At 72.4% G+C, this 25638-nt stretch carries 21 protein-coding genes; 6 read left to right on the forward strand and 15 right to left on the reverse strand.

What is annotated here, in order from left to right:
* Position 1: 1 nt before the first annotated feature.
* On the forward strand, positions 2–973 hold the full coding sequence (locus I3F58_RS15470; RefSeq protein ID WP_240109177.1) for a DUF1152 domain-containing protein: 972 nt from the start codon (positions 2–4) through the stop codon (positions 971–973).
* 84 nt (positions 974–1057) lie between these two features.
* Positions 1058–1606 (forward strand): TerD family protein, encoded by a 549-nt coding sequence (locus I3F58_RS15475; protein WP_374207978.1) that lies wholly within the window; start codon positions 1058–1060, stop codon positions 1604–1606.
* Positions 1607–1668: 62 nt separating this feature from the next.
* On the opposite strand, the gene I3F58_RS15480 is transcribed toward I3F58_RS15475, so the two are convergent.
* Positions 1669–4557, reverse strand: a complete 2889-nt coding sequence (locus tag I3F58_RS15480) for a vitamin B12-dependent ribonucleotide reductase (RefSeq protein WP_240109178.1) — start codon at positions 4555–4557, stop codon at positions 1669–1671.
* A gap of 196 nt (positions 4558–4753) precedes the next feature.
* Positions 4754–5266: a transcriptional regulator NrdR gene (gene nrdR / locus I3F58_RS15485; RefSeq protein WP_240109179.1), complete on the reverse strand. Its 513-nt coding sequence runs from the start codon at positions 5264–5266 to the stop codon at positions 4754–4756.
* A 620-nt stretch (positions 5267–5886) separates the two neighbouring features.
* Between nrdR and lexA the strand changes: the two genes are divergently transcribed.
* Positions 5887–6687 carry a transcriptional repressor LexA gene (lexA, locus tag I3F58_RS15490; protein WP_240109180.1) on the forward strand — a complete coding sequence of 267 codons (801 nt, stop codon included), beginning with the start codon at positions 5887–5889 and terminating at the stop codon, positions 6685–6687.
* Between the two features lie 66 nt (positions 6688–6753).
* On the opposite strand, the gene I3F58_RS15495 is transcribed toward lexA, so the two are convergent.
* Positions 6754–8724: an ATP-dependent DNA helicase gene (locus I3F58_RS15495; protein ID WP_240109181.1), complete on the reverse strand. Its 1971-nt coding sequence runs from the start codon at positions 8722–8724 to the stop codon at positions 6754–6756.
* Positions 8725–8761: 37 nt separating this feature from the next.
* Positions 8762–10102 carry an aminotransferase class III-fold pyridoxal phosphate-dependent enzyme gene (locus I3F58_RS15500; protein WP_374207979.1) on the reverse strand — a complete coding sequence of 447 codons (1341 nt, stop codon included), beginning with the start codon at positions 10100–10102 and terminating at the stop codon, positions 8762–8764.
* 307 nt (positions 10103–10409) lie between these two features.
* On the opposite strand from I3F58_RS15500, the gene I3F58_RS15505 reads away from it, so the two are divergent.
* Positions 10410–11609, forward strand: a complete 1200-nt coding sequence (locus I3F58_RS15505) for a serine protease (RefSeq protein WP_240109182.1) — start codon at positions 10410–10412, stop codon at positions 11607–11609.
* A gap of 79 nt (positions 11610–11688) precedes the next feature.
* Here the strand turns inward: I3F58_RS15505 and hflX are convergent, their stop codons facing one another.
* From hflX to miaA, 6 genes are all read right to left on the reverse strand, one after another.
* Positions 11689–13194: a GTPase HflX gene (gene hflX / locus I3F58_RS15510; protein WP_240109183.1), complete on the reverse strand. Its 1506-nt coding sequence runs from the start codon at positions 13192–13194 to the stop codon at positions 11689–11691.
* Between the two features lie 121 nt (positions 13195–13315).
* Entirely contained in the window at positions 13316–14815 is a 1500-nt protein-coding gene (locus tag I3F58_RS15515; RefSeq protein WP_240109184.1) for a M1 family metallopeptidase, read from the reverse strand.
* A gap of 187 nt (positions 14816–15002) precedes the next feature.
* On the reverse strand, positions 15003–17105 hold the full coding sequence (locus I3F58_RS15520; RefSeq protein WP_240109185.1) for a bifunctional (p)ppGpp synthetase/guanosine-3',5'-bis(diphosphate) 3'-pyrophosphohydrolase: 2103 nt from the start codon (positions 17103–17105) through the stop codon (positions 15003–15005).
* 174 nt (positions 17106–17279) lie between these two features.
* On the reverse strand, positions 17280–18152 hold the full coding sequence (dapF, locus tag I3F58_RS15525) for a diaminopimelate epimerase (RefSeq protein ID WP_240109186.1): 873 nt from the start codon (positions 18150–18152) through the stop codon (positions 17280–17282).
* 76 nt (positions 18153–18228) lie between these two features.
* A complete protein-coding gene (locus I3F58_RS15530) occupies positions 18229–18657 on the reverse strand; it encodes a hypothetical protein (protein WP_240109187.1) in 429 nt (142 codons plus the stop codon).
* Between the two features lie 276 nt (positions 18658–18933).
* Positions 18934–19872: a tRNA (adenosine(37)-N6)-dimethylallyltransferase MiaA gene (miaA, locus tag I3F58_RS15535; protein WP_240109188.1), complete on the reverse strand. Its 939-nt coding sequence runs from the start codon at positions 19870–19872 to the stop codon at positions 18934–18936.
* Between the two features lie 169 nt (positions 19873–20041).
* Here miaA and I3F58_RS15540 point away from each other — a divergent pair, with 169 nt between their 5' ends.
* On the forward strand, positions 20042–20353 hold the full coding sequence (locus I3F58_RS15540; protein WP_240109189.1) for a hypothetical protein: 312 nt from the start codon (positions 20042–20044) through the stop codon (positions 20351–20353).
* Positions 20332–20595 (forward strand): antitoxin, encoded by a 264-nt coding sequence (locus tag I3F58_RS15545; protein WP_240109190.1) that lies wholly within the window; start codon positions 20332–20334, stop codon positions 20593–20595. The genes I3F58_RS15540 and I3F58_RS15545 overlap by 22 nt, the downstream gene beginning before the upstream one ends.
* A gap of 178 nt (positions 20596–20773) precedes the next feature.
* Here I3F58_RS15545 and I3F58_RS15550 read toward each other — a convergent pair whose 3' ends face one another.
* The 5 genes from I3F58_RS15550 to I3F58_RS29645 all read right to left on the reverse strand — a co-directional run bounded on the left by I3F58_RS15550 (position 20774) and on the right by I3F58_RS29645 (position 25614).
* Positions 20774–21592 (reverse strand): hypothetical protein, encoded by an 819-nt coding sequence (locus I3F58_RS15550; protein ID WP_240109191.1) that lies wholly within the window; start codon positions 21590–21592, stop codon positions 20774–20776.
* Positions 21593–21656: 64 nt separating this feature from the next.
* Positions 21657–22052 (reverse strand): hypothetical protein, encoded by a 396-nt coding sequence (locus tag I3F58_RS15555; protein WP_240109192.1) that lies wholly within the window; start codon positions 22050–22052, stop codon positions 21657–21659.
* Positions 22053–22106: 54 nt separating this feature from the next.
* Positions 22107–23627, reverse strand: coding sequence for a tRNA (N6-isopentenyl adenosine(37)-C2)-methylthiotransferase MiaB (miaB, locus tag I3F58_RS15560; RefSeq protein ID WP_240109193.1), 1521 nt, complete (start codon positions 23625–23627; stop codon positions 22107–22109).
* Positions 23628–23693: 66 nt separating this feature from the next.
* On the reverse strand, positions 23694–24356 hold the full coding sequence (locus I3F58_RS15565; protein WP_240109194.1) for an HAD family phosphatase: 663 nt from the start codon (positions 24354–24356) through the stop codon (positions 23694–23696).
* A complete protein-coding gene (locus tag I3F58_RS29645; protein ID WP_240109195.1) occupies positions 24346–25614 on the reverse strand; it encodes an acyl-CoA dehydrogenase family protein in 1269 nt (422 codons plus the stop codon). Before I3F58_RS29645 ends, I3F58_RS15565 begins: the two co-directional genes overlap by 11 nt.
* Between the last annotated feature and the right edge of the window lie 24 nt (positions 25615–25638).

The raw sequence follows: 25638 nt of genomic DNA on the forward strand, positions 1-25638 counted from the left end.
CATGAGCTCGCTGCACCTGAACCCCCTTTTCGCCCGCCTGAGTTCGGCCCGCCGGATCCTGGTCGCGGGCGCGGGCGGCGGTTTCGACGTCTTCGCGGGAGTGCCTCTGGCCCTGTCGCTGCGGGACCAGGGCAAGGAGGTCCATCTGGCGAACCTGTCCTTCGCCGCGCTTGCGGGGCTGCCCGGAGAGGACTGGCTGGCGCCGGATGTCGCGGCGGTCACCCCGGAGACGGGGCCGCACCAGAGCTACTTCCCCGAACGGGTGCTCGCGGAGTGGCTGCGGCTGCACCGGCTGCCGAGCACCGTGTACGCCTTTCCGCAGACGGGTGTTCAGCCGCTGCGCGCGGCCTACCGGGCGCTGATCGAGCACCACGGAATCGAGGCGGTGGTGCTGGTCGACGGCGGTACGGACATCCTCATGCGGGGTGACGAATCCGGGCTCGGCACGCCGGAGGAGGACCTGACCAGCGTGGCCGCACTCGCCGGGCTGGACCTCCCGGACCCGCCCGAGTGCTTCGTCGCCGCGATCGGCTTCGGGGTCGACGCGTATCACGGAGTGAGCCACGGCCTGGTGCTGGAGAACATCGCGGCGCTGGAGCGGGAGGGAGCCTATCTGGGGGCCTTCTCTGTGTCGCGCCACACGCGCGAGGGCGCGCTGTTCCTCGACGCGGTCGCGTATGCCCGGAGCCGTACCCCCGACCGCCCCAGCATCGTGAGCGGCTCCATAGCGGAGGCCGTGCGCGGCTCCTTCGGGGACGTCCGGTTCACCTCCCGCACACGTGACAGCGAGCTGTTCATCAACCCTCTGATGGGGCTGTACTTCACGTTCGAGCTGGCGGGCGTGGCCCGCCGGTGCCTGTATCTCGACCGGATCGAGGACACCCGCCTGATGCGCCAGGTGAGCAGCCGTATCGCGGAGTTCCGGGAGGACGACGTGGCGCGTCAGCGGTCCCCTCGCCGGATTCCGCACTGACGCTCCGTGACACCATGGACAAAGAGGCCGAGACAAAACGGAGTTGACCGCTCCGCTTCAGCGGGGCTCAGAGAGGGGGAGCAGATGAGCAGTCCGAACAACCTGAACAGCCTGAACAAGGGGTCCGAGAAGGTGGAGGTGGACCTCAAGTGGGACCCGAACACCGGTGGCGGACCGGTTCACGACCTGGACATCATCGCCGCCGTGTACCGGACCGAGGACCCCTTCGGGGATCCGGTCCACCTGGTGCACTTCGACAGCCGTTCGCCGGACGGCACGATCTTCCTCAGCCGGGACAGCCGCGACGGACGGGGCTTCGGGGTCGACGAGTCGATGACCCTGGAGCTGTACCGGCTGTCCACCGTCTACGCGCGCGTGGTCGTGGGCGTGGCGATCCAGCAGGGCGGCGGCCGGGTCGTGTTCGGGGACGTGGCACGGCGCGAGGTGACGGTCCGGGAGGGGTACCAGAAGCTGCTCACGGACGACTTCGGCGCGGTACGGGAGTCCACCGCGGCGACCGTCGCGGAGTTCAGCCGTGACGGCTCGGGGGCCTGGCGGTTCCGCCCCTGCGTGTACGGCTTCGACGCCGACCCGCCGGCCTTCGCCCGCCTCATGGGCGCCGAGCGGCCCTGACACGCCGAGACGGGGACCTGCCTGTGGACAGGTCCCCGTCTCGGCGTGTCACCGCAGGGGCGTCAGCTGCAACCGCTGGTCGAGCCGCAGCCCTCGCAGATGTAGCAGGAGCCGGCGCGCTGCATCTTCGTGCCGCAGGAGAAGCACAGCGGGGCGTCCGCCTGGATGCCGAGCTGCATCTCGACGAGTTCCGCCGAGGTGTGCGCCTGCGGCTGGGGCACCGGTGTCCCGGCCTCGGCCTTCACCGCCGGGGCGGCCTTCGGGGCTTCCTGGGCGAGCGGCGCGGACTGGGCGAGGCTCTCGACGTCCATGTCCTCGTCGACGGGCTCGTACGAACCGGTCTCCAGGTGGCGCTGGCGCTCCTCGGCCGAGTGGATGCCGAGCGCCGAGCGGGTCTCGAAGGGCAGGAAGTCCAGCGCCAGGCGGCGGAAGATGTAGTCGACGATCGACTGCGCCATCCGCACGTCCGGGTCGTCGGTCATGCCGGCCGGCTCGAAGCGCATGTTGGTGAACTTCGAGACGTACGTCTCCAGAGGCACCCCGTACTGGAGGCCGACCGAGACGGCGATGGAGAAGGCGTCCATCATGCCCGCCAGGGTCGAACCCTGCTTGGACATCTTCAGGAAGACCTCGCCGAGGCCGTCGTCCGGGTAGGAGTTGGCGGTCATGTAGCCCTCGGCGCCGCCCACCGTGAAGGAGGTGGTGATGCCGGGACGCCCCTTGGGGAGGCGCTTGCGGACGGGGCGGTACTCGACGACCTTCTCGACCCTTGCGGGCTCGACGGCCTTCTCGGGCTCGGCCTTCTTCTCCTCCTCCTTCTTCTTCGCGGAGAGGGGCTGGCCGACCTTGCAGTTGTCGCGGTAGATCGCCAGGGCCTTGATGCCGAGCTTCCAGGCCTCGAAGTAGATCTCCTCGACCTCCTCGACGGTCGCCGTCTCCGGCATGTTGACCGTCTTGGAGATGGCGCCGGAGATCCACGGCTGGATGGCGGCCATCATGCGGACGTGACCCATCGGGGAGATGGCCCGCTCGCCCATGGCGCAGTCGAAGACCTCGTAGTGCTCGTGCTTGAGGCCCGGGGCGTCGATCACGTTGCCGTGCTCGGCGATGTGATCGACGATCGCCTCGATCTGCTCCTCCTGGTAGCCGAGACGGCGCAGAGCCTGCGGCACGGTGCCGTTGACGATCTGCATCGAGCCGCCGCCGACCAGCTTCTTGAACTTGACCAGCGCCAGGTCGGGCTCGACACCGGTGGTGTCGCAGCTCATCGCGAGGCCGATGGTGCCGGTCGGGGCGAGGACGGAGGCCTGCGAGTTGCGGAAGCCGTTCTTGCCGCCGATGCGGAGCACGTCCTGCCAGGCCTCGGTGGCGGCGGCCCAGACGGGGGTGTCCAGGTCGTCCATGCGCCTGGCGGTTTCGTTGGCGTCGGCGTGCTGCTTCATGACGCGCTTGTGCGCCTCGGCGTTGCGGCCGTAGCCGTCGTACGGACCGACGACGGCGGCCAGCTCGGCGGAGCGGCGGTAGGCGGTGCCGGTCATCAGCGAGGTGATCGCGCCGGCGAGCGCGCGCCCGCCGTCGGAGTCGTACGCGTGGCCGGTCGCCATCAGGAGGGCGCCGAGGTTGGCGTAGCCGATGCCGAGCTGGCGGAAGGCGCGGGTGTTCTCGCCGATCTTCTCGGTCGGGAAGTCCGCGAAGCAGATCGAGATGTCCATCGCGGTGATGACCAGCTCGACGACCTTCTGGAAGCGCTCGGCGTCGAAGGACTGGTTGCCCTTGCCGTCGTCCTTGAGGAACTTCATCAGGTTCAGCGAGGCCAGGTTGCACGAGGTGTTGTCCAGGTGCATGTACTCGCTGCACGGGTTCGAGCCGTTGATGCGGCCGGACTCGGGGCAGGTGTGCCAGTGGTTGATCGTGTCGTCGTACTGGATACCCGGGTCGGCACAGGCCCAGGCGGCCTCGGCCATCTTGCGGAAGAGCGACTTGGCGTCGATCTCCTCGATGACCTCGCCGGTCATCCGGGCACGCAGACCGAACTGGCCGCCCGCCTCCACGGCCTTCATGAACTCGTCGTTCACGCGGACCGAGTTGTTGGCGTTCTGGTACTGGACGGACGTGATGTCGTCGCCGCCCAGGTCCATGTCGAAGCCCGCGTCACGCAGGGCGCGGATCTTCTCCTCCTCCTTGACCTTGGTCTCGATGAAGTTCTCGACGTCCGGGTGGTCGACGTCCAGGATGACCATCTTGGCGGCGCGGCGGGTGGCGCCACCGGACTTGATCGTTCCTGCGGAGGCGTCGGCGCCGCGCATGAAGGAGACCGGGCCGGAGGCGTTGCCGCCGGAGGACAGCAGCTCCTTGGAGGAGCGGATACGGGAGAGGTTCAGGCCGGCGCCGGAGCCGCCCTTGAAGATCATGCCCTCTTCCTTGTACCAGTCGAGGATCGACTCCATGGAGTCGTCGACGGACAGGATGAAGCAGGCCGAGACCTGCTGGGGCTGCGGCGTGCCGACGTTGAACCACACCGGCGAGTTGAAGCTGAAGACCTGGTGCAGGAGGGCGTAGGCGAGCTCGTGCTCGAAGATCTCGGCGTCGGCGGGGGACGCGAAGTAGGCGTGGTCCTCGCCGGCCTTGCGGTACGTCTTGACGATGCGGTCGATGAGCTGCTTCAGGCCCGTCTCGCGCTGGGGGGTGCCGACGGCGCCCCGGAAGTACTTGCTGGTGACGATGTTGACCGCGTTCACCGACCAGAAGTCGGGGAACTCGACGCCACGCTGCTCGAAGTTGACCGAGCCGTCGCGCCAGTTGGTCATGACGACGTCACGGCGCTCCCAGACGACCTCGTCGTACGGGTGCACACCCGGGGTCGTGTGGACGCGCTCGATACGCATGCCCTTGCTCGCCTTGGATCCCTTGGAGCGGGAGCCTCGTGCCGGGCCGCTCGTCGTCTCTGTCATGCCGCCTCCCATATACGGGCAAAAACGCCCTGATGTGCCCAGATCTTCCCAAGGCACGGTTTGTGTCTGCTGCGACGAGCGCTGCTGGCAGCGCCCGTCACACGTTCCGTGGCCGCCGTCGGGCAGCCTGCGGCGCCGGTCGGTGACCGGCTGTCCGCCCGGTCACCGGTGGTGCGGTCCGGGCCGGATCAGCCGGTCAGTCGGCGGCACCCGCGGGCACCGGGACCCCGGCGGTCTCGCCGGCCCCTCTCTCCCGCGCGGGGGGCCGCTGCTCGCGCAGTTCCGCGATGGCGGCCTCGAAGTCCTCAAGCGTGTCGAAGGCCCGGTAGACACTCGCGAAGCGCAGGTACGCGACGAGGTCGAGCTCCTGGAGCGGCCCGAGTATGGCCAGGCCGACGTCGTGGGTGGTCAGCTCCGCGCTGCCGGTGGCCCGGACGGCCTCCTCCACGCGCTGGCCGAGCTGGGCGAGGGCGTCCTCGGTGACCGGACGGCCCTGGCACGCCTTGCGGACCCCGTTGATGACCTTGGTCCGGCTGAAGGGCTCGGTCACTCCGCTGCGCTTCACGACCATCAGCGAGCAGGTCTCGACTGTGGTGAACCTGCGGGAGCAGTCGGGGCACTGGCGGCGACGTCTGATGGACGTCCCGTCGTCGGTGGTGCGACTGTCGACGACGCGACTGTCGGGGTGCCTGCAGAAGGGGCAGTGCATGGTTCCCAAGCCTCCTTCGCAGCATGACCGAACAGCCCCGGCCGTCCCTCGCGGGCCTCCCGAAGCAGCCACCAGCATAGGCGATCGCCGCACCCCTACGGACCAGGGACCACAACTTGTGGGCGGCGGGCCCCATGGAACCACTACATGTGGTGTCTGACCGCTCATTCACTGTGGAGCGCGTGTCGCGCGGTCCCGCCGGATCACGGCCGGCCACGAGACTACGGCACAGCCCGGCGGCCCGAATTCCGGGTCACCCGGCGCGGGGCGGACACGCCCCCATCGAAGAACCCCTCGGACGGCCCCCGCGGGGAGAGGGGAAAGGCACCGGACGGAGGCCGGAGCGCCGCGCACAGAACCGGCGGGAATGCCGCGCCACGCGCCCCCGCCAACGGGAGGGCCGACAAAGAACGCTACCGTAATGATGCGAATTGCCTCGTCATGATCCAGTACCGGCGAGGCCGCCCGGCCACCAGGGAGCGAGAGGCCGCCCATACACCTCGACTCGTACACACGTAAGCGTTTTCGGGTTTTTTCACTCGAACGTGTGTTTGGCGCAACCTTTCGAAAGCAACTACCGTTGTGCCAGCCAGGGAGACCATTCGAGAGGGGCCGCCGACGTGACCACCACCGCAGACAGTGCCACTATCACCGCCCAGGAACGCTCCCAGGGCCGATTCGACCCGGTGCATGCCATGAACGTGAAAAAGGCGAACGAGGCGACCGTGAGCCCCGAGCCGCCGAAGCCCGCGCGGGCACTGCCCGGACGACCTCCCGGCATCCGGGCCGACAGCTCCGGCCTCACCGACCGGCAGCGCCGGGTCATCGAGGTCATCCGTGACTCCGTCCAGCGGCGGGGCTACCCACCGTCCATGCGGGAGATCGGCCAGGCCGTGGGCCTCTCCAGCACCTCCTCCGTGGCACACCAGCTGATGGCGCTGGAGCGGAAGGGTTTCCTCCGCCGCGACCCGCACCGCCCGCGCGCGTACGAGGTCCGCGGCTCGGACCAGCCGAGCACGCAGCCCACCGACACCTCCGGCAAGCCCGCCGCCTCCTACGTCCCGCTGGTGGGGCGGATCGCGGCCGGTGGCCCGATCCTGGCCGAGGAGTCGGTCGAGGACGTGTTCCCGCTGCCCCGGCAGCTCGTGGGCGACGGTGAGCTGTTCGTCCTGAAGGTCGTCGGCGACTCGATGATCGAGGCCGCGATCTGCGACGGCGACTGGGTGACCGTACGCCGCCAGCCGGTCGCCGAGAACGGCGACATCGTGGCCGCCATGCTCGACGGCGAGGCCACGGTCAAGCGCTTCAAGCGGGAGGACGGCCACGTGTGGCTGCTCCCGCACAACGCCGCCTATCAGCCGATCCCCGGCGACGAGGCCACCATCCTCGGCAAGGTTGTGGCGGTACTGCGACGGGTGTGACCCATCCGTCGGCTCCTACCAGCCCCGGGACCTCTGCGCCGGTCCCGGGGTTGCTCTCTGTTCGGGCTACCTGCCGTCCGCCTTGGCTGTGGCGTCGATCGCGGCCAGGGAGCGGCGGACCTGGTCGCGGTCCGTCGTGTACCAGAAGTCCGGCAGGGACGCCTTCAGGAAGCTGCCGTAGCGGGCGTTCGCCAGCCGGGGGTCCAGCACGGCGACGACGCCCCGGTCTCCGGTCGCGCGCACCAGACGGCCCGCGCCCTGCGCCATGAGCAGCGCGGCATGGGTCGCGGCGACCGACATGAAACCGTTGCCGCCGGCCTCCTCCACGGCCTTCTGCCGTGCGCTCATCAGCGGGTCGTCCGGCCTGGGGAACGGGATACGGTCCATGACGACCAGCTGGCAGCCCGGCCCCGGCACATCCACGCCCTGCCACAGCGACAGCGTGCCGAACAGGCAGGTCTCCGGGTCACCCGCGAAGTTCTTGATCAGCTCACCGAGCGTGTCCTCGCCCTGGAGCAGGATCGGCTTGTCCAGCCTGCCCCGCAGCTCCTCCGCCGCCGCCTGCGCGGCCCGCATCGACGAGAACAGGCCGAGCGTCCGGCCCCCGGCGGCCTCCACCAGTTCCGCCAGCTCGTCGAGCATGTCGGCCCGGCCCGCCTCCCGGCCGGGCGTGGCCAGGTGCCGGGCCACATAGAGGATGCCCTGCCTCCGGTAGTCGAAGGGCGATCCGACGTCGATGCCCTTCCAGACCGGCAGGTCGTCGCCCTCGACACCCTCCGGGGCGAGACCGAGCGAGGCGCCCACCCCGTTGAAGTCCCCGCCCAGCTTGAGCGTCGCGGAGGTCAGCACCACGGAACGGTCCGCGAACAGCTTCTCCCGCAGCAGTCCGGACACGGACATCGGCGCGACCCGCAGCGACGCTCCGAAGCGGTCGTGCCGTTCGTACCAGACCACGTCGTACTCGCTGCCGCCCAGGATGCGTTCCGCGACCGCGTGCACGTTCTCCACGGACGCCAGCGCCTGCTTGCGCACCGCGTCCTCGTCCTGCACGGACCGGTCCCGGGTCGCGCCCAGCGCCGACACCGCGTTGCGGCCCGCGTCCCGCAGCGCCGCCAGCGCGTAACCGAGGTCCTCCGGGATCTCCTCCAGCCGGCCCGGCAGGGCCAGCTCCATCAGCCGCTCGAAACCCTCGGCGGCCGTCTGGAGCTGGTCCGCGACCTTCTCGTCGACCCGCTTCGCCACCCGTCGTACCGCCCGGTTGACCTGCCCGGGGGTCAGCTCTCCGGTGGCGACGCCGGTCACCCGGGACACCAGTTCGTGCGCCTCGTCCACGATCAGCACCTCGTGCTGAGGGAGCACCGGGGCGCCCTCGATGGCGTCGATCGCGAGCAGCGCGTGGTTGGTGACGACGATCTCCGCGAGCTTGGCCCGCTCCCGGGCCGCCTCCGCGAAGCACTCCGCGCCGTAGGCGCACTTGGTGGCACCCAGGCACTCCCGGGAGGTGACGGAGACCTGCGACCAGGCACGGTCGGAGACGCCGGGCGTCAGGTCGTCGCGGTCGCCGGTCTCCGTCTCGTCGGCCCAGTCCCGCAGCCGTAGCAGGTCCTTGCCGAGTTTGCTGGTCGGCGTGGCCGCCTCGAACTGGTCGAAGAGCCCCTCCTCCTCTTCCTGCGGCACGCCCTCGTGCATCCGGTGCAGGCACAGGTAGTTGGAGCGGCCCTTGAGCATCGCGAACTCGGGGCGGCGGCGCAGCAGCGGGTGCAGCGCCTCGACCGTGCGCGGCAGGTCCCGCTCGACGAGCTGCCGCTGCAGGGCGAGCGTCGCGGTCGCCACCACCACGCGGTCGCCGTGCGCCAGGGCGGGCACCAGATAGCCCAGGGACTTACCGGTGCCGGTGCCCGCCTGGACCAGCAGATGCGCACCGTCGTCGACGGCCTGGGCGACGGCCTCGGTCATGGTGACCTGGCCCGGCCTTTCCACACCGCCGACAGCGGTGACGGCGGCATGGAGGAGATCGCGGAGGGATGGCTTCGTCATAGCCCGTCCACCCTACGGGTCGGCACCGACAACCGGTTCACCCGAGCGTCTCGGCGGCACGCTCCACCGCGGCCAGTGCCTCCGCGAACCGGTCCAGCACCGCGGCGGCCTGCTCCTCGGTGAGCGTCAGCGGCGGCAGGAGCCGTACGACTCCGGGGTGACGGCCGCAGACGTCCACGATCAGGCCCCGGTTCAGGCACTCCTGCCGCACGGCGGCGGCCTGCGCCGGTTCGGTCAGCTCGACACCGATCATGAGCCCGCGTCCGCGGACGTCCCCCACACAGGGGAGCGCGGCGGTCTCCTCGCGCAACCGCCCGAGCATCCGCGCGCCCAGCGTGGCCGCGTGCTCATCGAGCCGGTTCTCCCGTACGTACGCGAGGGTGGCAGCCCCGGCGGCCATGGCGAGCTGGTTGCCGCGCGAGGCCTGGCGGCCCCCGCCGGGGCCGGTCTCGCGCGGCTCGTCGAGCGCCGACCGGTAGACGATCACCGACAGCGGCAGCGAGCCCCCGACGGCCTTGGACAGGACCAGCACATCGGGCACGATGCCGCTGGGGCCGACCGCCCAGAAGGCACCCGTGCGTCCCACCCCGGTGTCGATCTCGTCGGCCACGAGCGGGATGGACCGGGCCTCGGTGAGCGCCCGCATCCGCCGCAGCCAGCCGTCGGGGGCGGGAAGCACACCGCCCTCGCACTGGAGGGGCTCGACGAGCATCGCGGCGGGCTCGGGGCCCTCGGCGTCGTTCAGCAGCTCCTCCGTCCAGCGGACGGCCAGTTCGGCGCCCCGCACCCCGCCCGTCCCGAAAGGGCTGCGGTAGTCGCGGGGGTACGGGAGCCGGGTCACCCTCAGGCTCCCGTACGGGGTGCTCTGGCGCGCGCCCGCGAAGGTGAGCAGCCCGTCGCGCCCGGTCGCGCTCCGCACCAGCGCGAGCGCGGCCCCCAGGGCGTCCGCGTCGGCCGGGCCGCAGAACTGGATGCGCGCGTCCCGGGCGAAGGCCTCGGGCAGGGCGGCGAACAGCTCCGTGGTGAACGCGTCCTTGACGGGTGAGGCCAGGTCGGAGGCGTGCAGCGGCGCCTCCGAGTCGATGACCCGCTTGATGGCCTCCAGCACCACGGGGTGGTTGTGGCCGAGGGCGAGCGTGCCCGCACCCGACAGGCAGTCCAGATAGCGGCGCCCGTCCGCGCCCTCGATGGTCAGTCCCCGGGCCCGTACGGGAACGATGGGCAGCGAGCGGGCGTACGTACGAGCGGCGGGTTCCCGCAGCGACTGCCGTCGCAGAATGCCCTCGGGACCGGCAAGTCCGTTCCCTGACGGCCCGGATGGCGGTCCCGAGGGTTGGGCGGACGGTACGTCTGGAGCTGCTGTCTCGGTCCCGGCCACGTGCGTGCGTCCTCCCGGTGCGGTCCTGGTGTCCACTGTGTGCCCTTGTGGGCCGTTCCGGCATGCCCCACAGGTCCCTGCGGGGCCCACAGGTCGTCCCCCATCCGTACCAACGACCGGCCCGGCCGGGGATCACGGGCCGATCGAAGATCCTCACCTCCGGGAACCACGGACCTGGCTCACACCGTCCCCAAGGGCACCGGCATAGTGGGGGGCCGCACGTCCCGGAGCCCGCCTCCCGGCGCGGGCGCCCGAACGTGCCCGGCCCGGTACGCACTTGACAGTAAGTCCCAGGGGGATCACACACATGCGAAGGATTCGTCCGCTGTTCGCCACAGCCGTCGTGGCGGCGCTGGCGCTGACGGCCACGGGGTGCGGCCCGAGCGAGGACGAGGCGGGCGGTGCGCCCACCGCCTCCGCGAGCACCGCTGTCACTCCGGACGCGAAGCTGCCCGTCCAGGTCCCGGAGAACCTGGAGGAGCTGAAGGAGCGTCTCAAGGAGCACGGTCTCGACCTCGACAAGTGGCGGGACGGCGAGTGGAAGAACTGGGACAGGGACAAGTGGCTGCGTGAGGCCCAGGACTTCGTCAACCCGGTCATCGAGGACCTCTGGGACCCCGACCGGATACGGGAGGCCGACGAGCCGAACGAGCCGGTCGAGGACGAGGACATCTCCGGCGGCGGCGACGACGCCGTGACCGACCCGGCGCCGGAGCGGAAGACCGCGCGGCCGGTGAAGACCCCGTACCACCAGAGCGCGCCGGAGGCCGGCAAGCTGCTCTTCGACGGCCCCAAGGGCTCGATGGTCTGCTCCGCGACCGTGGTGAAGGACCCGAGGAACCCGGGCAGGTCCAACCTGGTGTGGACGGCCGGTCACTGCGTCCACGCGGGCAAGGACGGCGGCTGGTTCCGGAACATCGCCTTCGTCCCCTCGTACAACGACAGCGGTCTGACCTCCGCCCAGCTGGAGAAGACGACGCGCGAGCAGGTCGCGCCGTACGGCCTGTGGTGGGCGGACTGGGCACAGACCTCCGAGCAGTGGATCGGCCAGGGCACCGGGAGCGGCGGCCAGGGCGCCCCGTACGACTTCGCCGTCATCCATGTGAAGCCGGAGAAGGGCGGGAACGGCAAGTCGCTGGAGGAGACCGTCGGTTCGGCACTGGCTGTCGACTTCGAGGCTCCCGCCGCGCAGCGGATCGCGAGTGTGGAGGCGATCGGGTACCCGGCGTCGGCGCCGTACGACGGAGCGAAGCTGTTCGGCTGCGCGGACAAGCCGGGCCGGCTGTCCGTGCAGGCCGCCCAGCCGACGATGTACCGGATCGGCTGCAGCATGACCGGTGGTTCGTCGGGCGGCGGCTGGGTGCACACCGGCGAGGACGGTGAGCGTGCGCTGGTGTCGAACACCTCGATCGGGGCGTTGACGGCCGGGTGGCTGGCCGGGCCGCGGCTCGGTGACGAGGCCGAGGGCGTCTACACGGCGGTCAGCGACAAGTTCGCGGGCCGGTAGGAGTTCCGGAAGGACATGAGGAAGGCGGGTCTCCCGCGGCCACACCGGCCGCGGGAGACCCGCCTTCCTCTCTGCTGTGTCAGGCCGTCGCCGGGGTGTACGGCGTGAGCAGCGCCGCCAGTTCCTCGTGGACCCGCGCCTTCAGGAGTGTGCCGTCCGCGGTGTGCTCCTCGGAGAGCACCTCGCCCTCGTCGTGGACCCGTGAGACGAGTCCGCCGTGTGTGTACGGCACGAGCGCCTCGATCTCGATCTCGGGCCGCGGCAGTTCGGCGTCGATCAGGGCGAGCAGCTCCGGGATGCCCCGGCCCGTCCGGGCAGACACGGCGATCGCGTGCCGCTCCACCCGCAGCAGCCGCTGGAGCTCCAGCGGGTCGGCCGCGTCCGCCTTGTTGATCACCACGATCTCCGGCACGTCCGTCGCGCCCACGTCGCGGATCACCTCGCGCACCGCTGCCAGCTGCTCCTCCGGCGCCGGGTGCGAGCCGTCCACCACGTGCAGGATGAGGTCCGACTGCCCGACCTCCTCCATGGTGGAGCGGAAGGCCTCCACCAGGTGGTGCGGCAGGTGGCGGACGAACCCGACGGTGTCGGCCAGTGTGTAGAGGCGTCCGCTGGGCGTCTCGGCCCGGCGGACGGTCGGGTCGAGGGTGGCGAACAGCGCGTTCTCCACCAGCACACCCGCGCCGGTGAGCCGGTTCAGCAGGGACGACTTCCCGGCGTTGGTGTACCCGGCGATGGCGACCGAGGGCACCTTGTTGCGCCGCCGCTCCTGCCGCTTGAGGTCGCGGCTGGTCTTCATCTCCGCGATCTCCCGGCGCAGCTTCGCCATCTTCTCGCGGATCCGCCGCCGGTCCGTCTCGATCTTGGTCTCACCGGGACCACGGGTGGCCATGCCGCCGCCCGAGGAGCCGGAGCCACCACCGCCCATCTGCCGGGACAGCGACTGACCCCAGCCTCGCAGCCGCGGCAGCATGTACTGCATCTGCGCCAGGGCGACCTGGGCCTTGCCCTCGCGGGACTTGGCGTGCTGGGCGAAGATGTCGAGGATCAGCGCGGTCCGGTCGACCACCTTGACCTTGACGACGTCCTCGAGGTGGATCAGCTGGCCGGGGCTCAGCTCGCCGTCGCAGACGACGGTGTCGGCGCCGGTCTCCAGCACGATGTCGCGCAGTTCGTCGGCCTTGCCGGAACCGATGTACGTGGCCGGGTCCGGCTTGTCACGCCGCTGGATGACGCCGTCCAGGACGACCGCACCGGCCGTCTCCGCGAGGGCGGCCAGCTCGGCCAGCGAGTTCTCCGCGTCCCGCACGGTCCCCGAGGTCCACACACCGACGAGTACGACCCGCTCCAGGCGGAGCTGCCGGTACTCGACCTCGGTGACGTCCTCGAGTTCGGTGGAGAGACCCGCGACTCGGCGCAGTGCGGCGCGCTCGGCGCGGTCCAGCTGGTCGCCGTCCCGCTCTCCGTCGATCTCGAAGCTCCAGGCGACGTCCTCTTCCATCAGGGCGTCGGCCCGAAGGCTCTCGGTGCGGCTCTGCTCGTCGAGGCGCTGCGCGTCCTGGGAGAAGGATGAAGAGGAGGTCATTGGATCCTTACGTCGATGGAAGTTCGTTTGTGCCAGCCACAACGACCGGCCGCGCCGGATGATTCCCGGCTGCCCGGCGGCACGCCGACAGGTCGATGGTCGCATGGCCGCGCGGCGGGCGTCACTCGGGTTTCCGCCCCTCGGCCTGACCGGCCCGGGGGGCCTTCGCCTTCCAGTCCGGGTGCCCCGGCATGGGCGGGGTCTTCTCGCCGTACAGCCACGCCTTGAGGAAGGGCGCCATGTCGCGGCCCGCCTGCTCGGAGGCGAGCCGGATGAAGTCGGCCGTGCCGGCGACTCCGTGTGCGTACTCGTTCACCCAGCGCCGTTCCAGCCGGTCGAAGGCGGTGGCGCCGATCTCCTGGCGCAGGGCGTACAGGATGAGGGCGCTGCCGTCGTAGACGACCGGGCGGAACAGGCTGATCTTCCGGCCGGGCGCGGGGGGCCGGGGCGCGGCCGGGGGGCCGCCCGCCGCCCGCCACTGGTCGGAGGAGGCGTACGCGTTGCGCATCCGGGCCTCCAGGGTGCCGGGGTGGCCGTGCTCCTCGTTGTACAGGGCTTCGTACCAGGTGGCGTGGCCTTCGTTGAGCCAGAGGTCGGACCACGCGCGCGGGGTGACGCTGTTGCCGAACCACTGGTGGGCCAGCTCATGGACCATGATCGAGTCGACGTACCAGGCGGGGATCCGGGGGTGGGTGAACAGTCCGCGCTCGAACAGGGACAGGGTCTGGGTCTCCAGCTCGAAGCCGGTGGTGGCGTCCGCGATGAGCAGGCCGTACGTCTCGAACGGGTAGCGGCCGACCTTCTCCTCCATCCACTCCATCTGGCCCGGGGTCTTCTTCAGCCAGGGCTCCATGCGCTCGGTGTCCGCGACCGGGACGACGTCCCTGAGGGGCAGGCCGTGCGGGCCGGTGCGGCGGAGGACGGCGGAGCGGCCGAGGGAGACCTGCGCGAGTTCGGTGGCCATGGGATGGACGCCCTGGTACACCCAGGTCGCCCGGGGTCCGGCCACGGTGCGGCCGACCGCGCGGCCGTTCGCGACCGCGGTGAGGTCCTTGGGGGCAGTGATGCGGAAGGTGAAGTACGCCTTGTCGGCGGGGTGGTCGTTGCAGGGGAAGACTCGGTGGGCGGCGTCGGCCTGGTTGGCCATGGCGAGGCCGTCGGCGGTGCGGAGCCAGCCCCCGACGGCCTTGGGGGCGGCCGGGTCGCTGGTGTGCCGGACGGCGATGGTGACCCTGCCGCCGGGCTGGACGGGGTGTTCGGGGGTGACGACCAGGTCCTCGCCGGTGAGGGTGTGGGCGGCGGGGAGGCCGTTGACCCTGACGTCCTTCACGGTGCCGTGGGCGAAGTCGAGGTTGATGCGGTCCAGCCGGTCGGTGATCCGTGCGTCGATCTTGGTGAGGGCGTCGAGGGGCTTGGTGTTGTCGCCGCTGTAGGTGAAGGCGATGTCGTACGCGAGGACGTCGTAGCCGGGGTTGCCGAGGTGGGGGAAGAGCGGGTCCCCGATGCCGAGGGGCTGGGGCGCGGGGACAGCCGCGGCGAGGAGACCGGCGGAGGCGGCGGCGAGGCCGGCGGCACGGAGACCGGCGCGGAGGCGGCGGGCTCGTCGGGAGGTGTGGGCCATGGCCCTTCGCTTACCAGCGGGACCCTCCGGGGGCGGGGCGGCGCGCGCCCGGGCCACCCGAACGAGGGAGGAGCCGTGCAGTTCTCCCCCCGCACCAGGGCTCTCCCCCAGGCCCCCTTCGTCACGCCCTGGGAGGTGCCCGCCGCGTGACGTGCTCGGCAGCGCTCGCCCCCGGGTGCCGGGCGGACTAGAAGGCGCGGCTCACGTCGTACACCCCCGGGACCTCCCGCATCACGCGCATCACCCCCGGCAGCTCCCCGGGATCGGTGAGGTGCAGGGTGTACGTATGGCGTACCCGCTGTTCGGTGGGCGGGGCGACGGTCGCGGAGACGATGGCCGCTCCGGCCGTGGCGATCGCCTCGGTGAGGTCGGCGAGCAGCCGGGGGCGGCCGAACGATTCAGCGACCAGAGTGACCCGGCAGGCGTCGGCGCCGTCCCAGCGCACGGCGACGGGAGTGCGGCCGAGGTTCTCCATGCGGTGCACCGCGGGGCACTCGGCACGGTGGACTGTGACGGCGCCGCCGCGTACGGAGAAGCCGGTCACCGTGTCGGGCGGGACGGGAGTGCAGCACCCGGCGAGGCGGACCGCGGTGTGCGGGGCGTCGACGACCGCGTTGGCGCTGCGCCGCCGGTCCGCGACGACAGCGGCCGCGGGGCGCGGGTCCGCGTCCGGGGCGTCGGCGGGGGCGCGGTCCTGCGGGGGGTGGGCGGTGAGCCAGCCGCTGATGGCGATGCGGGCGGCGGGCGTGCGGGCGTGCCTGAGCCAGTCCGGGGAGGGCCCGGATCCCGCGTCTCCGGCGAGCAGCGGCTGCACGGTGTCGCCGTCGCGCAGGACGGTGCCGAGCGTGGCGAGCCGGCCGTTGACGCGGGCGCCGACACAGGCGTGGGCGTCGGCGCCGTGCTGTTCGTAGGCGGCGTCGACGCAGGTGGCCCCGGCGGGGAGGGCGAGGGTGCCGCCGTCGGGGCGGAACACGGTGATCTCGCCGTCCTGGGCGAGGTCGGCGCGCAGAGTGCTCCAGAAGGTATCGGGGTCGGGAGCGCAGCGCTGCCAGTCGAGCAGCCGGGACAGCCATCCGGGGCGGGTGGGGTCGGCCCGGTCCTCGACGGCCTCGGCCGCGGCGTCGGGCTCGGCGGGAGCGTAGGGGTTGCCGAGGGCGACGACGCCGGCCTCCGCGACCTTGTGCATCTGGTGCGTGCGGATGAGGACCTCGATGACGGCGCCGTCCTCGGCGGCGACCGCGGTGTGCAGCGACTGGTACAGGTTGAACTTGGGCGCGGCGATGAAGTCCTTGAACTCGGAGATGACCGGGGTGAAGCAGGTGTGGAGTTCGCCCAGCACCCCGTAGCAGTCGGCGTCCTCCGCGACGAGGACGAGGAGCCGCCCGAAGTCGGTGCCCCGCAGCTCACCGCGTTTGAGGCTGACTCGGTGGACGGAGACGAGGTGGCGGGGCCGGACGAGGACGTCGGCGGTGGTGTCGGCGTCACGGAGCACCGCGCGCACCGAGTCCGCCACCCGGGTGAGGGCGTCCCCCGCGGCACCGGCGGCGTTCTCCTCGACGCGGGCGCGGGTCCACTCGTACTCGACGGGGTGGAGGATGGCGAAGACGAGGTCTTCCAGCTCGGTCTTGAGCGCCTGGACGCCGAGCCGTTCGGCGAGGGGGATGAGGACGTCGCGGGTGACCTTGGCGATGCGGGCCTGCTTCTCGGGGCGCATCACGCCGAGGGTGCGCATGTTGTGCAGCCGGTCCGCGAGCTTGATGGACATGACCCGCACGTCGTTGCCGGTGGCGAGGAGCATCTTGCGGAAGGTCTCGGGTTCGGCGGCTGCTCCGTAGTCGACCTTCTCCAGCTTGGTGACCCCGTCGACGAGGTATGCGACCTCGTCTCCGAACAGCTCGCGCACCTGGTCCAGGGTGACGTCGGTGTCCTCGACGGTGTCGTGGAGGAGGCTGGCGGTCAGGGTCGTGGTCTCGGCGCCGAGTTCGGCCAGGATGAGGGTGACCGCGAGGGGGTGGGTGATGTAGGGCTCACCGCTCTTGCGGAACTGGCCGCGGTGGGAGGACTCCGCCAGTTCGTACGCCCGGCCGAGGACGGTCGGGTCGGCGTCGGGATGATGGGCGCGGTGGACGTCCGCGACATGGCCCAGGGCATCGGGGAGCCGGTCGCGCCCGGTACCGCCGAGCAGGGCGGCGCGGCCGAGTCTGCGCAGCTCGATTCTGGGGCGCCCGAGGCCGCGCCTGCGGCTGGGGACAGCGGGCGGGGCACTGGGGTTGGTGGCCTCTGCGCTCATGGGGCACCTCCGGCTGCGTCGACCGGCGGTGGGCGGGCAAGGCGTGTCCGCCCGGCCGGTGCTTGATGCTACCGAGCCCACCACGTGGCGCAGTCCGGCTCTCGCCCAGCGTGAACGGGATCACCCATTCGAGGGATGCTCCTGCGGGTGGTGTTGCGCTGGGTGACCGGCGTCCTATGCCTCGGCCGGGGTGAGCCACGCCGGGTCGACGGTGCCCTCCGCGACGATGACGGCGGGCCCGGTCATCTCGATCTCCCCGTCGGGGTGCTCGGTGATGACGAGAGTGCCGCCGGGGACGTCGACGGTGTACGTGACCGGGGTGCCGGTCTCGGCGGGATCGGCGCCGTCGCGGCGGGCGGTCGCGACGGCGACGGCGCACGCGCCGGTGCCGCAGGAGCGGGTCTCGGCGGCGCCCCGCTCGTGAACGCGCATGGCGACGTGACGGGGGCCCCGGTCGGCCACGAACTCGACGTTGACTCCGTCGGGGTAGACGGACGCGGGGGCGTAGGGGGGCTCGGTGAGCAGGTCGCCGGCGTGGGCGAGGTCCTCGACGAACGCGACGGCGTGCGGGTTGCCCATGTTGACGTTGCGGGCGGGCCAGCTGCGGCCGTCGACGGTGACGGTGACGCCGTCGGCGGGGAGCACCGCGCGGCCCATGGAGACGGTGACGTCTCCGTTCTTGGCGAGGTGGATGTGCTTGACGCCGCCGCGGGTGGCGATGGCGAAGTCGCCTGCGGTCACGTGTCCGGCGCGCTCCAGGTAGCGGGCGAAGACGCGGGTGCCGTTGCCGCACATCTCCGCGACCGAGCCGTCGGCGTTGCGGTAGTCCATGAACCACTCGGCCTCGCCGGCCATGTGCCGGGCCTCCGGATGGACCGCGCTGCGGACCACGTGCAGGACCCCGTCACCGCCGATCCCGGCCCGCCGGTCGCAGAGCCGTGCCACGAGGGCGGGCGGCAGTTCGACGGAGTTGTCCGGGTCGGGCACGATCACGAAGTCGTTCTCGGTGCCGTGACCCTTGAGGAAGGCGAGGGGTGCGGTGCTCACGCGCCCATCGTACGGCCCGGCCGGGCGCGCCCGCGGGGCGTGTCCGACCGGCGGGACGGCTCGGCGCGGCGGGCGCTCAGCGGAGGCGGGCCACGCGCCAGACGGCCAGGGCCACCAGCACGGTGACCACCGCGGCGTACAGCGCGACCACCCGCCAGTCCGCGCGCTCGCCGGAGCCGCGGGCGGGGAGTCCGGGCCAGGTGTGGCCGACGCGACGGGCGGCCATCATGCCCCAGCCGGCCGCGCAGCCGCTCAGCAGCAGGCCCAGCATGGCGAGGACGGCGCCGCCGTCCCCGGAGCCGAAGGCCAGGGGGAAGGCGAACATCAGCGAGCCGAGCGCGGCCAGGCCGACGATCGGGGCCAGCTGCCAGATCCTCAGGCGGCGCGGCGGGCGCAGCTCGACCTCCACCTCGTCGGGTGTGATCTCCTGCGCGCCGTCCTCGGTCAGCTCGGGACCGTCCGGGCTCAGCTGCGGCGCATCGGGCGCTCCGCGGGTCTCCGACATGGCCTCCGGCTCTTCCGGGCCCCGTGGGGCTGTGGCGCCGTCAGGCACCCCCAGCGCCCCCTGTGCCTCTTCTCCTGCCTCGCGCGTCCCGGGTGTGGACGCGTCCGTGCCGCCGTCCGGTGTGTCCCGCCGTTCTCTGTCGCGAGGGCCGGCCTCCATCGCCACGCGCCCTCCCAACGTCGGGTTCAGTCGGTTCCACTGGTCGATCGATGCTCGATGATGGCACGAGCAGCACCGCCGGAATGGCGGCCGGAGCGTCCCGATGCCATCACGTGATCAGGCTGTAATCGCTCGTTCGACCAACGTGAGCGCATGGTCCGGGAGTTCCCGGCGGTCTGCGGCGGCTCCGCTGAGCCACCGCACGCGCGGGTCACGGCGGAACCAGGAGTCCTGGCGGCGCGCGAAGCGTTTGGTGGCACGCACGGTCTCGTCGCGCGCCTCCTGCTCGCTGCACTCGCCCGCCAGCGCGGCCAGCACCTGCTGGTAGCCGAGCGCGCGGGAGGCGGTACGGCCCTCGCGCAGCCCGTGCCCCTCCAGCGCACGTACCTCGTCCACCAGCCCCGCCTCCCACATGCGGTCCACGCGTGTGGCGATCCGCTCGTCCAGTTCGGGCCGCCCGACGTCGACGCCGATCTGGACCGTGTCGTACACCGCGTCGTGTCCGGGGAGGTTGGCGGTGAAGGGCCTGCCGGTGATCTCGATGACCTCCAGCGCGCGGACGATGCGGCGGCCGTTGCTGGGGAGGATGGCGTGCGCGGCTTCCGGGTCGAGGCCCGCGAGCCGGGAGTGCAGGGCTCCCGAGCCGCGCTCGGCCAGCTCGGCCTCCAGGCGGGCGCGGACCTCAGGGTCGGTGCCGGGGAACTCCAGGGCGTCGATGGCGCCTCGCACGTAGAGTCCGGAGCCGCCGACCAGCACAGGTGTGCGGCCCTCCGCGAGCAGCCGGTCGATCTCGGCACGGGCGAGCCGCTGGTACTCGGCCACGCTGGCCGTCTCCGTGACATCCCAGATGTCCAGCAGGTGGTGCGGGATGCCGCCGCGCTCCCCCTCGGTCAGTTTGGCGGTGCCGATGTCCATCCCGCGGTACAGCTGCATGGAGTCGGCGTTGACGACCTCGCCACCGAGCTGCCGGGCCAGGTGGACGCCCAGGTCGGACTTTCCTGCGGCTGTGGGGCCGACGACGGCGATGACGCGCGGGGTGGGGGTTGCGGTGCTCACCGGGCCAGTCTCCCAAACCTCCGGGGATTACCCGAACGGGTTACGTGACGGCGTGGATGCGGTGTCGTTGCCGGTCGGGCGGCGCAAGCGGACACTCCGGTGCAGCGCGGGAATTCACCCGCACGAGTAAGCTGTGGGAGTGCATACGGGCGTTTTTGACTGGTTTCGAATGAAGGGCGAGAAGAGCGTCGAGGGCGGGCAGGAGGAACGGCCCGTCGCTGCGACGGGAAGCGAGGCGGCAGCGGCCCTCCAGGCCACGGCGAGGGGTGAGGTCGCACGGGCCCGGCCCGCCGGGGAGGCGGACCCTCAGCGCGGCACCGACGGCGAGCCGGGCGGCGGCGCGGCGGCGGACGGCGTGGACGTCCCGAAGCAGCGGTCCGCCAGGCACGCGGCGGACAGCGAGACCGGAGAAGGCGCCCGCAGGCAGCGGTCGGCAGGCCACATCGAGGAAGGTGGGCCATGGGCATCCTGGACACGCTGAAGACCAAGCTGGCTCCGGCCAAGGACAAGGTCTCCGACTTCGCCCACCAGCACGGCGACCAGTTCGAGCACGGCATCGACAGGGCCGCGCGGATGGTCGACAGGACGACCAAGGGCAGGTACAGCGACAAGATCGAATCCGGCACGGGCAAGGCGAAGCACGCGTACGACCGGTTCTCGCACAGGACCGACGGCGGCGGCGCGGACGACGCCGCACCGCCGGAGCCGCCTCCGACCGCCTGACCGGGCCCGCCGACGGCGGCGGGCGGCCGTGGAGCCCCTGACGCTCCGCGGTCGCCCGCCGCCGTCGTTCCCCCGCCGCCGGCACGTCTCCGAGGACGGCGACGACGGGCCGCGCCGCCCTCGCCCGGACGGCCCCCGGCACCAGCCCCGTGGGGCCGTCAGGGGTCCGTGCGCGCGGCTACGACCAGGTCGCCACCACGTAGCCCACGCCGTAGGGCGCGTCCTCGTACAGCAGCCGCCCCGTCGGTGCCGTCCCGGCCGCGGCACCCGCCAGGACCTGCCAGGGGGACCGGCCCGACGCCTTCAGCTCGTGCGCCAGCTCGGCGTCCAGGCCCGCGAGTGCGGGTGCGTCGGCGGCCCCCAGGGCACGGGCGGCGGCCGCGTCGAAGCCGGCGGCCCGCTCGTCGAGGTAGCCCGGAGCCTTGACCGTCCGGCAGGCGCTGCCGTCGCCCATCACCAGCAGGGCGATCCGCGGCGCCCACCCGGCGATCTCCCGCCCGACGGCGGCGCACCGCTGCGGGTCCAGCCGCTCGGGCACCCCGATCCCCTCCACGGGGGCGTCCGCCCAGTCGGCACGTCCCAGCAGCCAGGCGGCCACCGCGAGGGAGGCGGGCAGGGCCCGGCGGGGGACGGCGCCCGCCTCCCGGTCGGGCTCGCCGGGCCCGAGCCTGACCTCCAGGTCGACACCGAAGCCACGGAAACCGCCCACCGCACCGTCCGGATACGCCAGGACACCGGCCGGCACACTCCCGTCGGCTCCGGGCCCTGCCGCGGGACCCGCGGAGGGGTCCGCCGTGGAGCCGGCAGCGGAGCGGGCCGCGGAGTCGGCGGCGGGGTCCGGGCCGACGACGACCAGCCGGTCGGGCCGGGCAGCGGCGAGGACGCCGAGCGCGTCGAGACACGCCGCACGCGCGTCGGCGAGCTCCGGCGCGGCGCCTGCGGCGACGTCGGGGACGAGGAGGGGCGGGGAAGGGCAGACGGCTGCGGCGACAAGCATGATCCGCAGCGTAACCCCGGCGGGCGCGGGCGGCGGCCCGCCCGACGCTGCCCGGCCCGGTGTGTCAGCGGCCGAACCAACGCCTGCGCGCGGACCGTCCGGCGGCCTTCTCGGCAGCCTTCCGCTCGGCCTTCGCCTGACGCTCCGCCTCGCGCGCGGCGGTCGCCGCGTGCTGCTCCTCCACGCTGCTGTACAGGAGCTCGGCGACGCTGAACCGGCAGCCGTAGCTGCGCATCGACCCTTCGTTGACCTGGAGGAAGCCCTCGGCCGTGCGGTAGAGCCGGGTGCTGTTCGGGCTCATCGGGTGTTGCGGCGTGTAGTGGCGGGCGATCTTCTCCAGACGGGCGAAGGCCTCCTCCCGGGTGCCGATGACATGCTCCAGCACGTTCGCCGAGCAGACCTTGCGCTCGCCCGAGCCGTCGGCCTCCTCGACGATCAGTCCCCATCTGCCCTCGGACACGAATGCCTCACTCCCCCGCCTGTCCTGTCTGCCGGTCAGCTGATCCGCGCTGTGTCAGTCGCAGCCGCAGCCGCTCGCCGCGGCCACGGGCAGCGGCTCGGGGGCGCCGACCCCGGGCAGGCCCAGCATCACCCCGGCAGGCTTCGCGGCCGCCTCGGCGCTGCGCTTCTCCCAGGCGTCCCCCGCCCGGGTGCGGCGGACGGCCTGCACCGCGCCCTCGGCCAGCAGGTGGTGCGGAGCCGCGTAGGTGATCGCGACGGTGACGACGTCGCCGGGGCGTACGTCCTCGTCCGGCTTGGTGAAGTGGACCAGCCGGTTGTCGTGGGCGCGGCCGGACAGCCGGTGGGTGGCGCCGTCCTTGCGGCCCTCGCCCTCCGCGACCATGACCTCGACGGTCCGGCCGACCTGCTTCTTGTTCTCCTCCCAGGAGATCTCCTCCTGGAGGGCGACCAGACGCTCGTACCGCGCCTGCACGACCGCCTTCGGGATCTGGTCGTCCATCTCGGCCGCCGGGGTGCCGGGGCGCTTGGAGTACTGGAAGGTGAAGGCCTGGGCGAAGCGGGCCTCGCGGACGACGTGCAGGGTCTGCTCGAAGTCCTCCTCGGTCTCGCCGGGGAAGCCGACGATGATGTCCGTGGAGATCGCGGCGTGCGGGATGGCGGCGCGGACCTTCTCGATGATGCCGAGGAAACGCTCCTGGCGGTACGAGCGGCGCATGGCCTTCAGGACGGTGTCCGAACCCGACTGGAGCGGCATATGGAGCTGCGGCATCACGTTCGGGGTCTCGGCCATGGCGGCGATCACGTCGTCGGTGAAGTCGCGCGGGTGCGGCGAGGTGAAGCGGACCCGCTCCAGGCCCTCGATGTTCCCGCAGGCCCGCAGCAGCTTGCTGAACGCCTCGCGGTCGCCGATGTCGGAGCCGTACGCGTTGACGTTCTGGCCGAGCAGGGTGATCTCGGAGACGCCCTCGCCGACCAGTGCCTCGATCTCCGCGAGGATGTCGCCGGGACGGCGGTCCTTCTCCTTGCCGCGCAGCGCGGGCACGATGCAGAAGGTGCAGGTGTTGTTGCAGCCGACGGAGATCGACACCCAGGCCGCGTAGGCGGACTCGCGGCGGGTCGGCAGCGTGGACGGGAACGCCTCCAGGGACTCGGCGATCTCGACCTGCGCCTCCTCCTGGACGCGGGCGCGCTCCAGGAGGACCGGCAGCTTGCCGATGTTGTGCGTACCGAAGACGACGTCGACCCAGGGCGCCTTCTTCACGATGGTGTCGCGGTCCTTCTGCGCGAGGCACCCGCCGACGGCGATCTGCATACCGGGCCTGCGGGCCTTGACCGGCGCGAGGCGGCCGAGGTTGCCGTACAGCTTGTTGTCGGCGTTCTCACGGACCGCGCAGGTGTTGAACACCACCACGTCGGCCTCGCCGTCCGCCTCCTGGGGAGCGCGGACGTAGCCGGCGTCCTCCAGCAGTCCGGAGAGCCGCTCGGAGTCATGGACGTTCATCTGACACCCGTAGGTGCGTACTGCGTAGGTTCGTGTGACGTCCACTGCCTGGCTCCGGTCGCTGCTGGTCATGGAACAAGGGTAGGCGGTGCCCGGAGTGGCCCGTGCCGGGCCGCCCGTGCGCGGGCGGGCCCCCGGCTAGGCGCGGACCGCGCAGGGCGGGGTGATCAGGGTTCCGGACGGAGTGAGCAGGCGGGGGTGACCGACGCAGGCGAGCATGGGGAGGTCGGAGGGGTGGTCGCCGTACGCCCAGCAGTCCTCGGGCGGGATGCGGGGGTGGCGGGCCAGCACCTCCCGGACCAGGGCGCGCTTGCCCTCTCCGACGGCCGGGAGACCCCGCGTCGCGCCGGTGAGGACGCCGTTCTCGTGCTCCGGGCAGGCGCCCAGGGCCTGGTACGCGCCCACCGCCTCCGCGACCGGGCGCAGCAGGGACGGGAGGGAGCCTGACACGAGGACGACGGCGGCGCCCTCGGCCCGGTGGCGGCGCAGGGCGCGGGCGGTGGCGGGGACCCAGAAGTCCGGGGCGGCGCTGCGCTCGTCGAACCACTTGCGGGCCCAGAGGTCGACGTCCGCGAGGTCCTCGCCGCGCCAGGAGCGGTGGTACGCGGCGTTGGCCTCCTCGCGGGGCGCGCCCCCGGCCAGCATGGCCGTCAGCCGGGCGACGATCGCCTCGGCCCTGCGCGTGCCGGCGGGGCCGTGGCGGCCGGTCCAGTAGTAGGGGAGGAAGTCGAGGACGCTCTTGCAGTGGATGAGCGTCTCGTCGACGTCGCAGAACACCAGGAGGCGGGGGTCAGCGGGCACCGGCCACCGCCTCCGCGAGCGGCTGCGGCCGGTGGGCCGCGCCGTCGCACGGGGTCCGGGGCGCGGGCTCCATGGGCGCGAGGACCGCGTTCGCGTACAGCAGGGACGCCGTCTCGCGGCAGAGGGCCTGGTGGGCGGCCAGGGCGTGGACGTCCCGCCAGGTGCGTTCGAGGAGGCCGGGGGTGCCGCAGGCGTGCATGCCAGCCGTGCGGTAGAGCCGCTCGACCGCCGAGACCAGCAGGTCCGCGGCGGCGGCCGACTGGCGGCGGTTGCGCAGGACGTCCCGTTCCGCGCGGGTGCCGGAGTCGGCGCGGGCCGCGGCGTCGCGCAGGAGGAGGGCGGCGGCGTCGATGTCGTCGGATGTGCGGGTGAGGGAGCCGTGCAGGGCGCGGTCGTCCTGCCGGGCCGCGCGGGCCTTCGCGTGGACGCGGGCCGCCCAGTGCGTCCACTCCTCCAGGGCGCGGCGGGCCGCTCCGAGGGCGGCGGCGCAGAGCAGGAGACCCGTGCCCAGGTACGCGGGCGTGGTGTGGCAGCGGGCGAGCCCGGGGCCCGGTGCTCCGGCCAGGACGTCCGTCATCGGGCAGGTGCGGTGCTCGGGGACCAGGAGCGGCTGCATCAGCTGGGCGGTGTGGCTGCCGGTGCCGCGCATTCCGGTGCACCGCCACGAGTCCCGTACCAGGACGGCGTCAGCGGGGACCGCGAGCAGTCTGGGGGCCTCACCCGGTAAGCCGGGCGGCACCGGGTGCTCCGCCTCTCTCGCCGCCAGCAGCAGCCAGTCGGCGTCCGCGACGCCGCTGACACAGTCCCAGGAACCGGTCAGCCGCCATCCGTTGCGCTCCCGGCGGGCCAGGCCGGCCGGCCGCAGTGCCGCCGCGATCCGTACGTCGGGAGAGTCACCCCACAGCTCGCGCTGCCCTCGTGGCGGCAGCTGCGCCGCGTACCGTCCGTGCGTCGCCCACAGGGCGGCGAGCCAGGCCGCGGACGCGCAGCCCTCACCCACGGCGGCGACCCGGGCGAGCAGCTCGCCGAACGTGCCTTCGAGTCCGCGCCACACGCGGGGCACGAAGTGGCGGGCGAATCCCGCGCGGGTGAGGAGCGACACCGTTTCCGGAGCGAGCCGTCCCGTGATGTCGGCCTCCGCCGCGCGGGCGGCGGCCGACCGGGCCGCGTCCGCCACGGCCGGGCCTGTGCCCGCGTCCCACGCCTCCGCCGTGCTTCCGTCCGCCCCCTGGGGCCTTGCTGTTTGACACCGCTGCACCTGTCGCACTCCTTTGCGTGTCCA

This window comes from Streptomyces sp. MUM 203J, assembly GCF_022414595.1.
Taxonomy (GTDB): Bacteria; Actinomycetota; Actinomycetes; order Streptomycetales; family Streptomycetaceae; genus Streptomyces.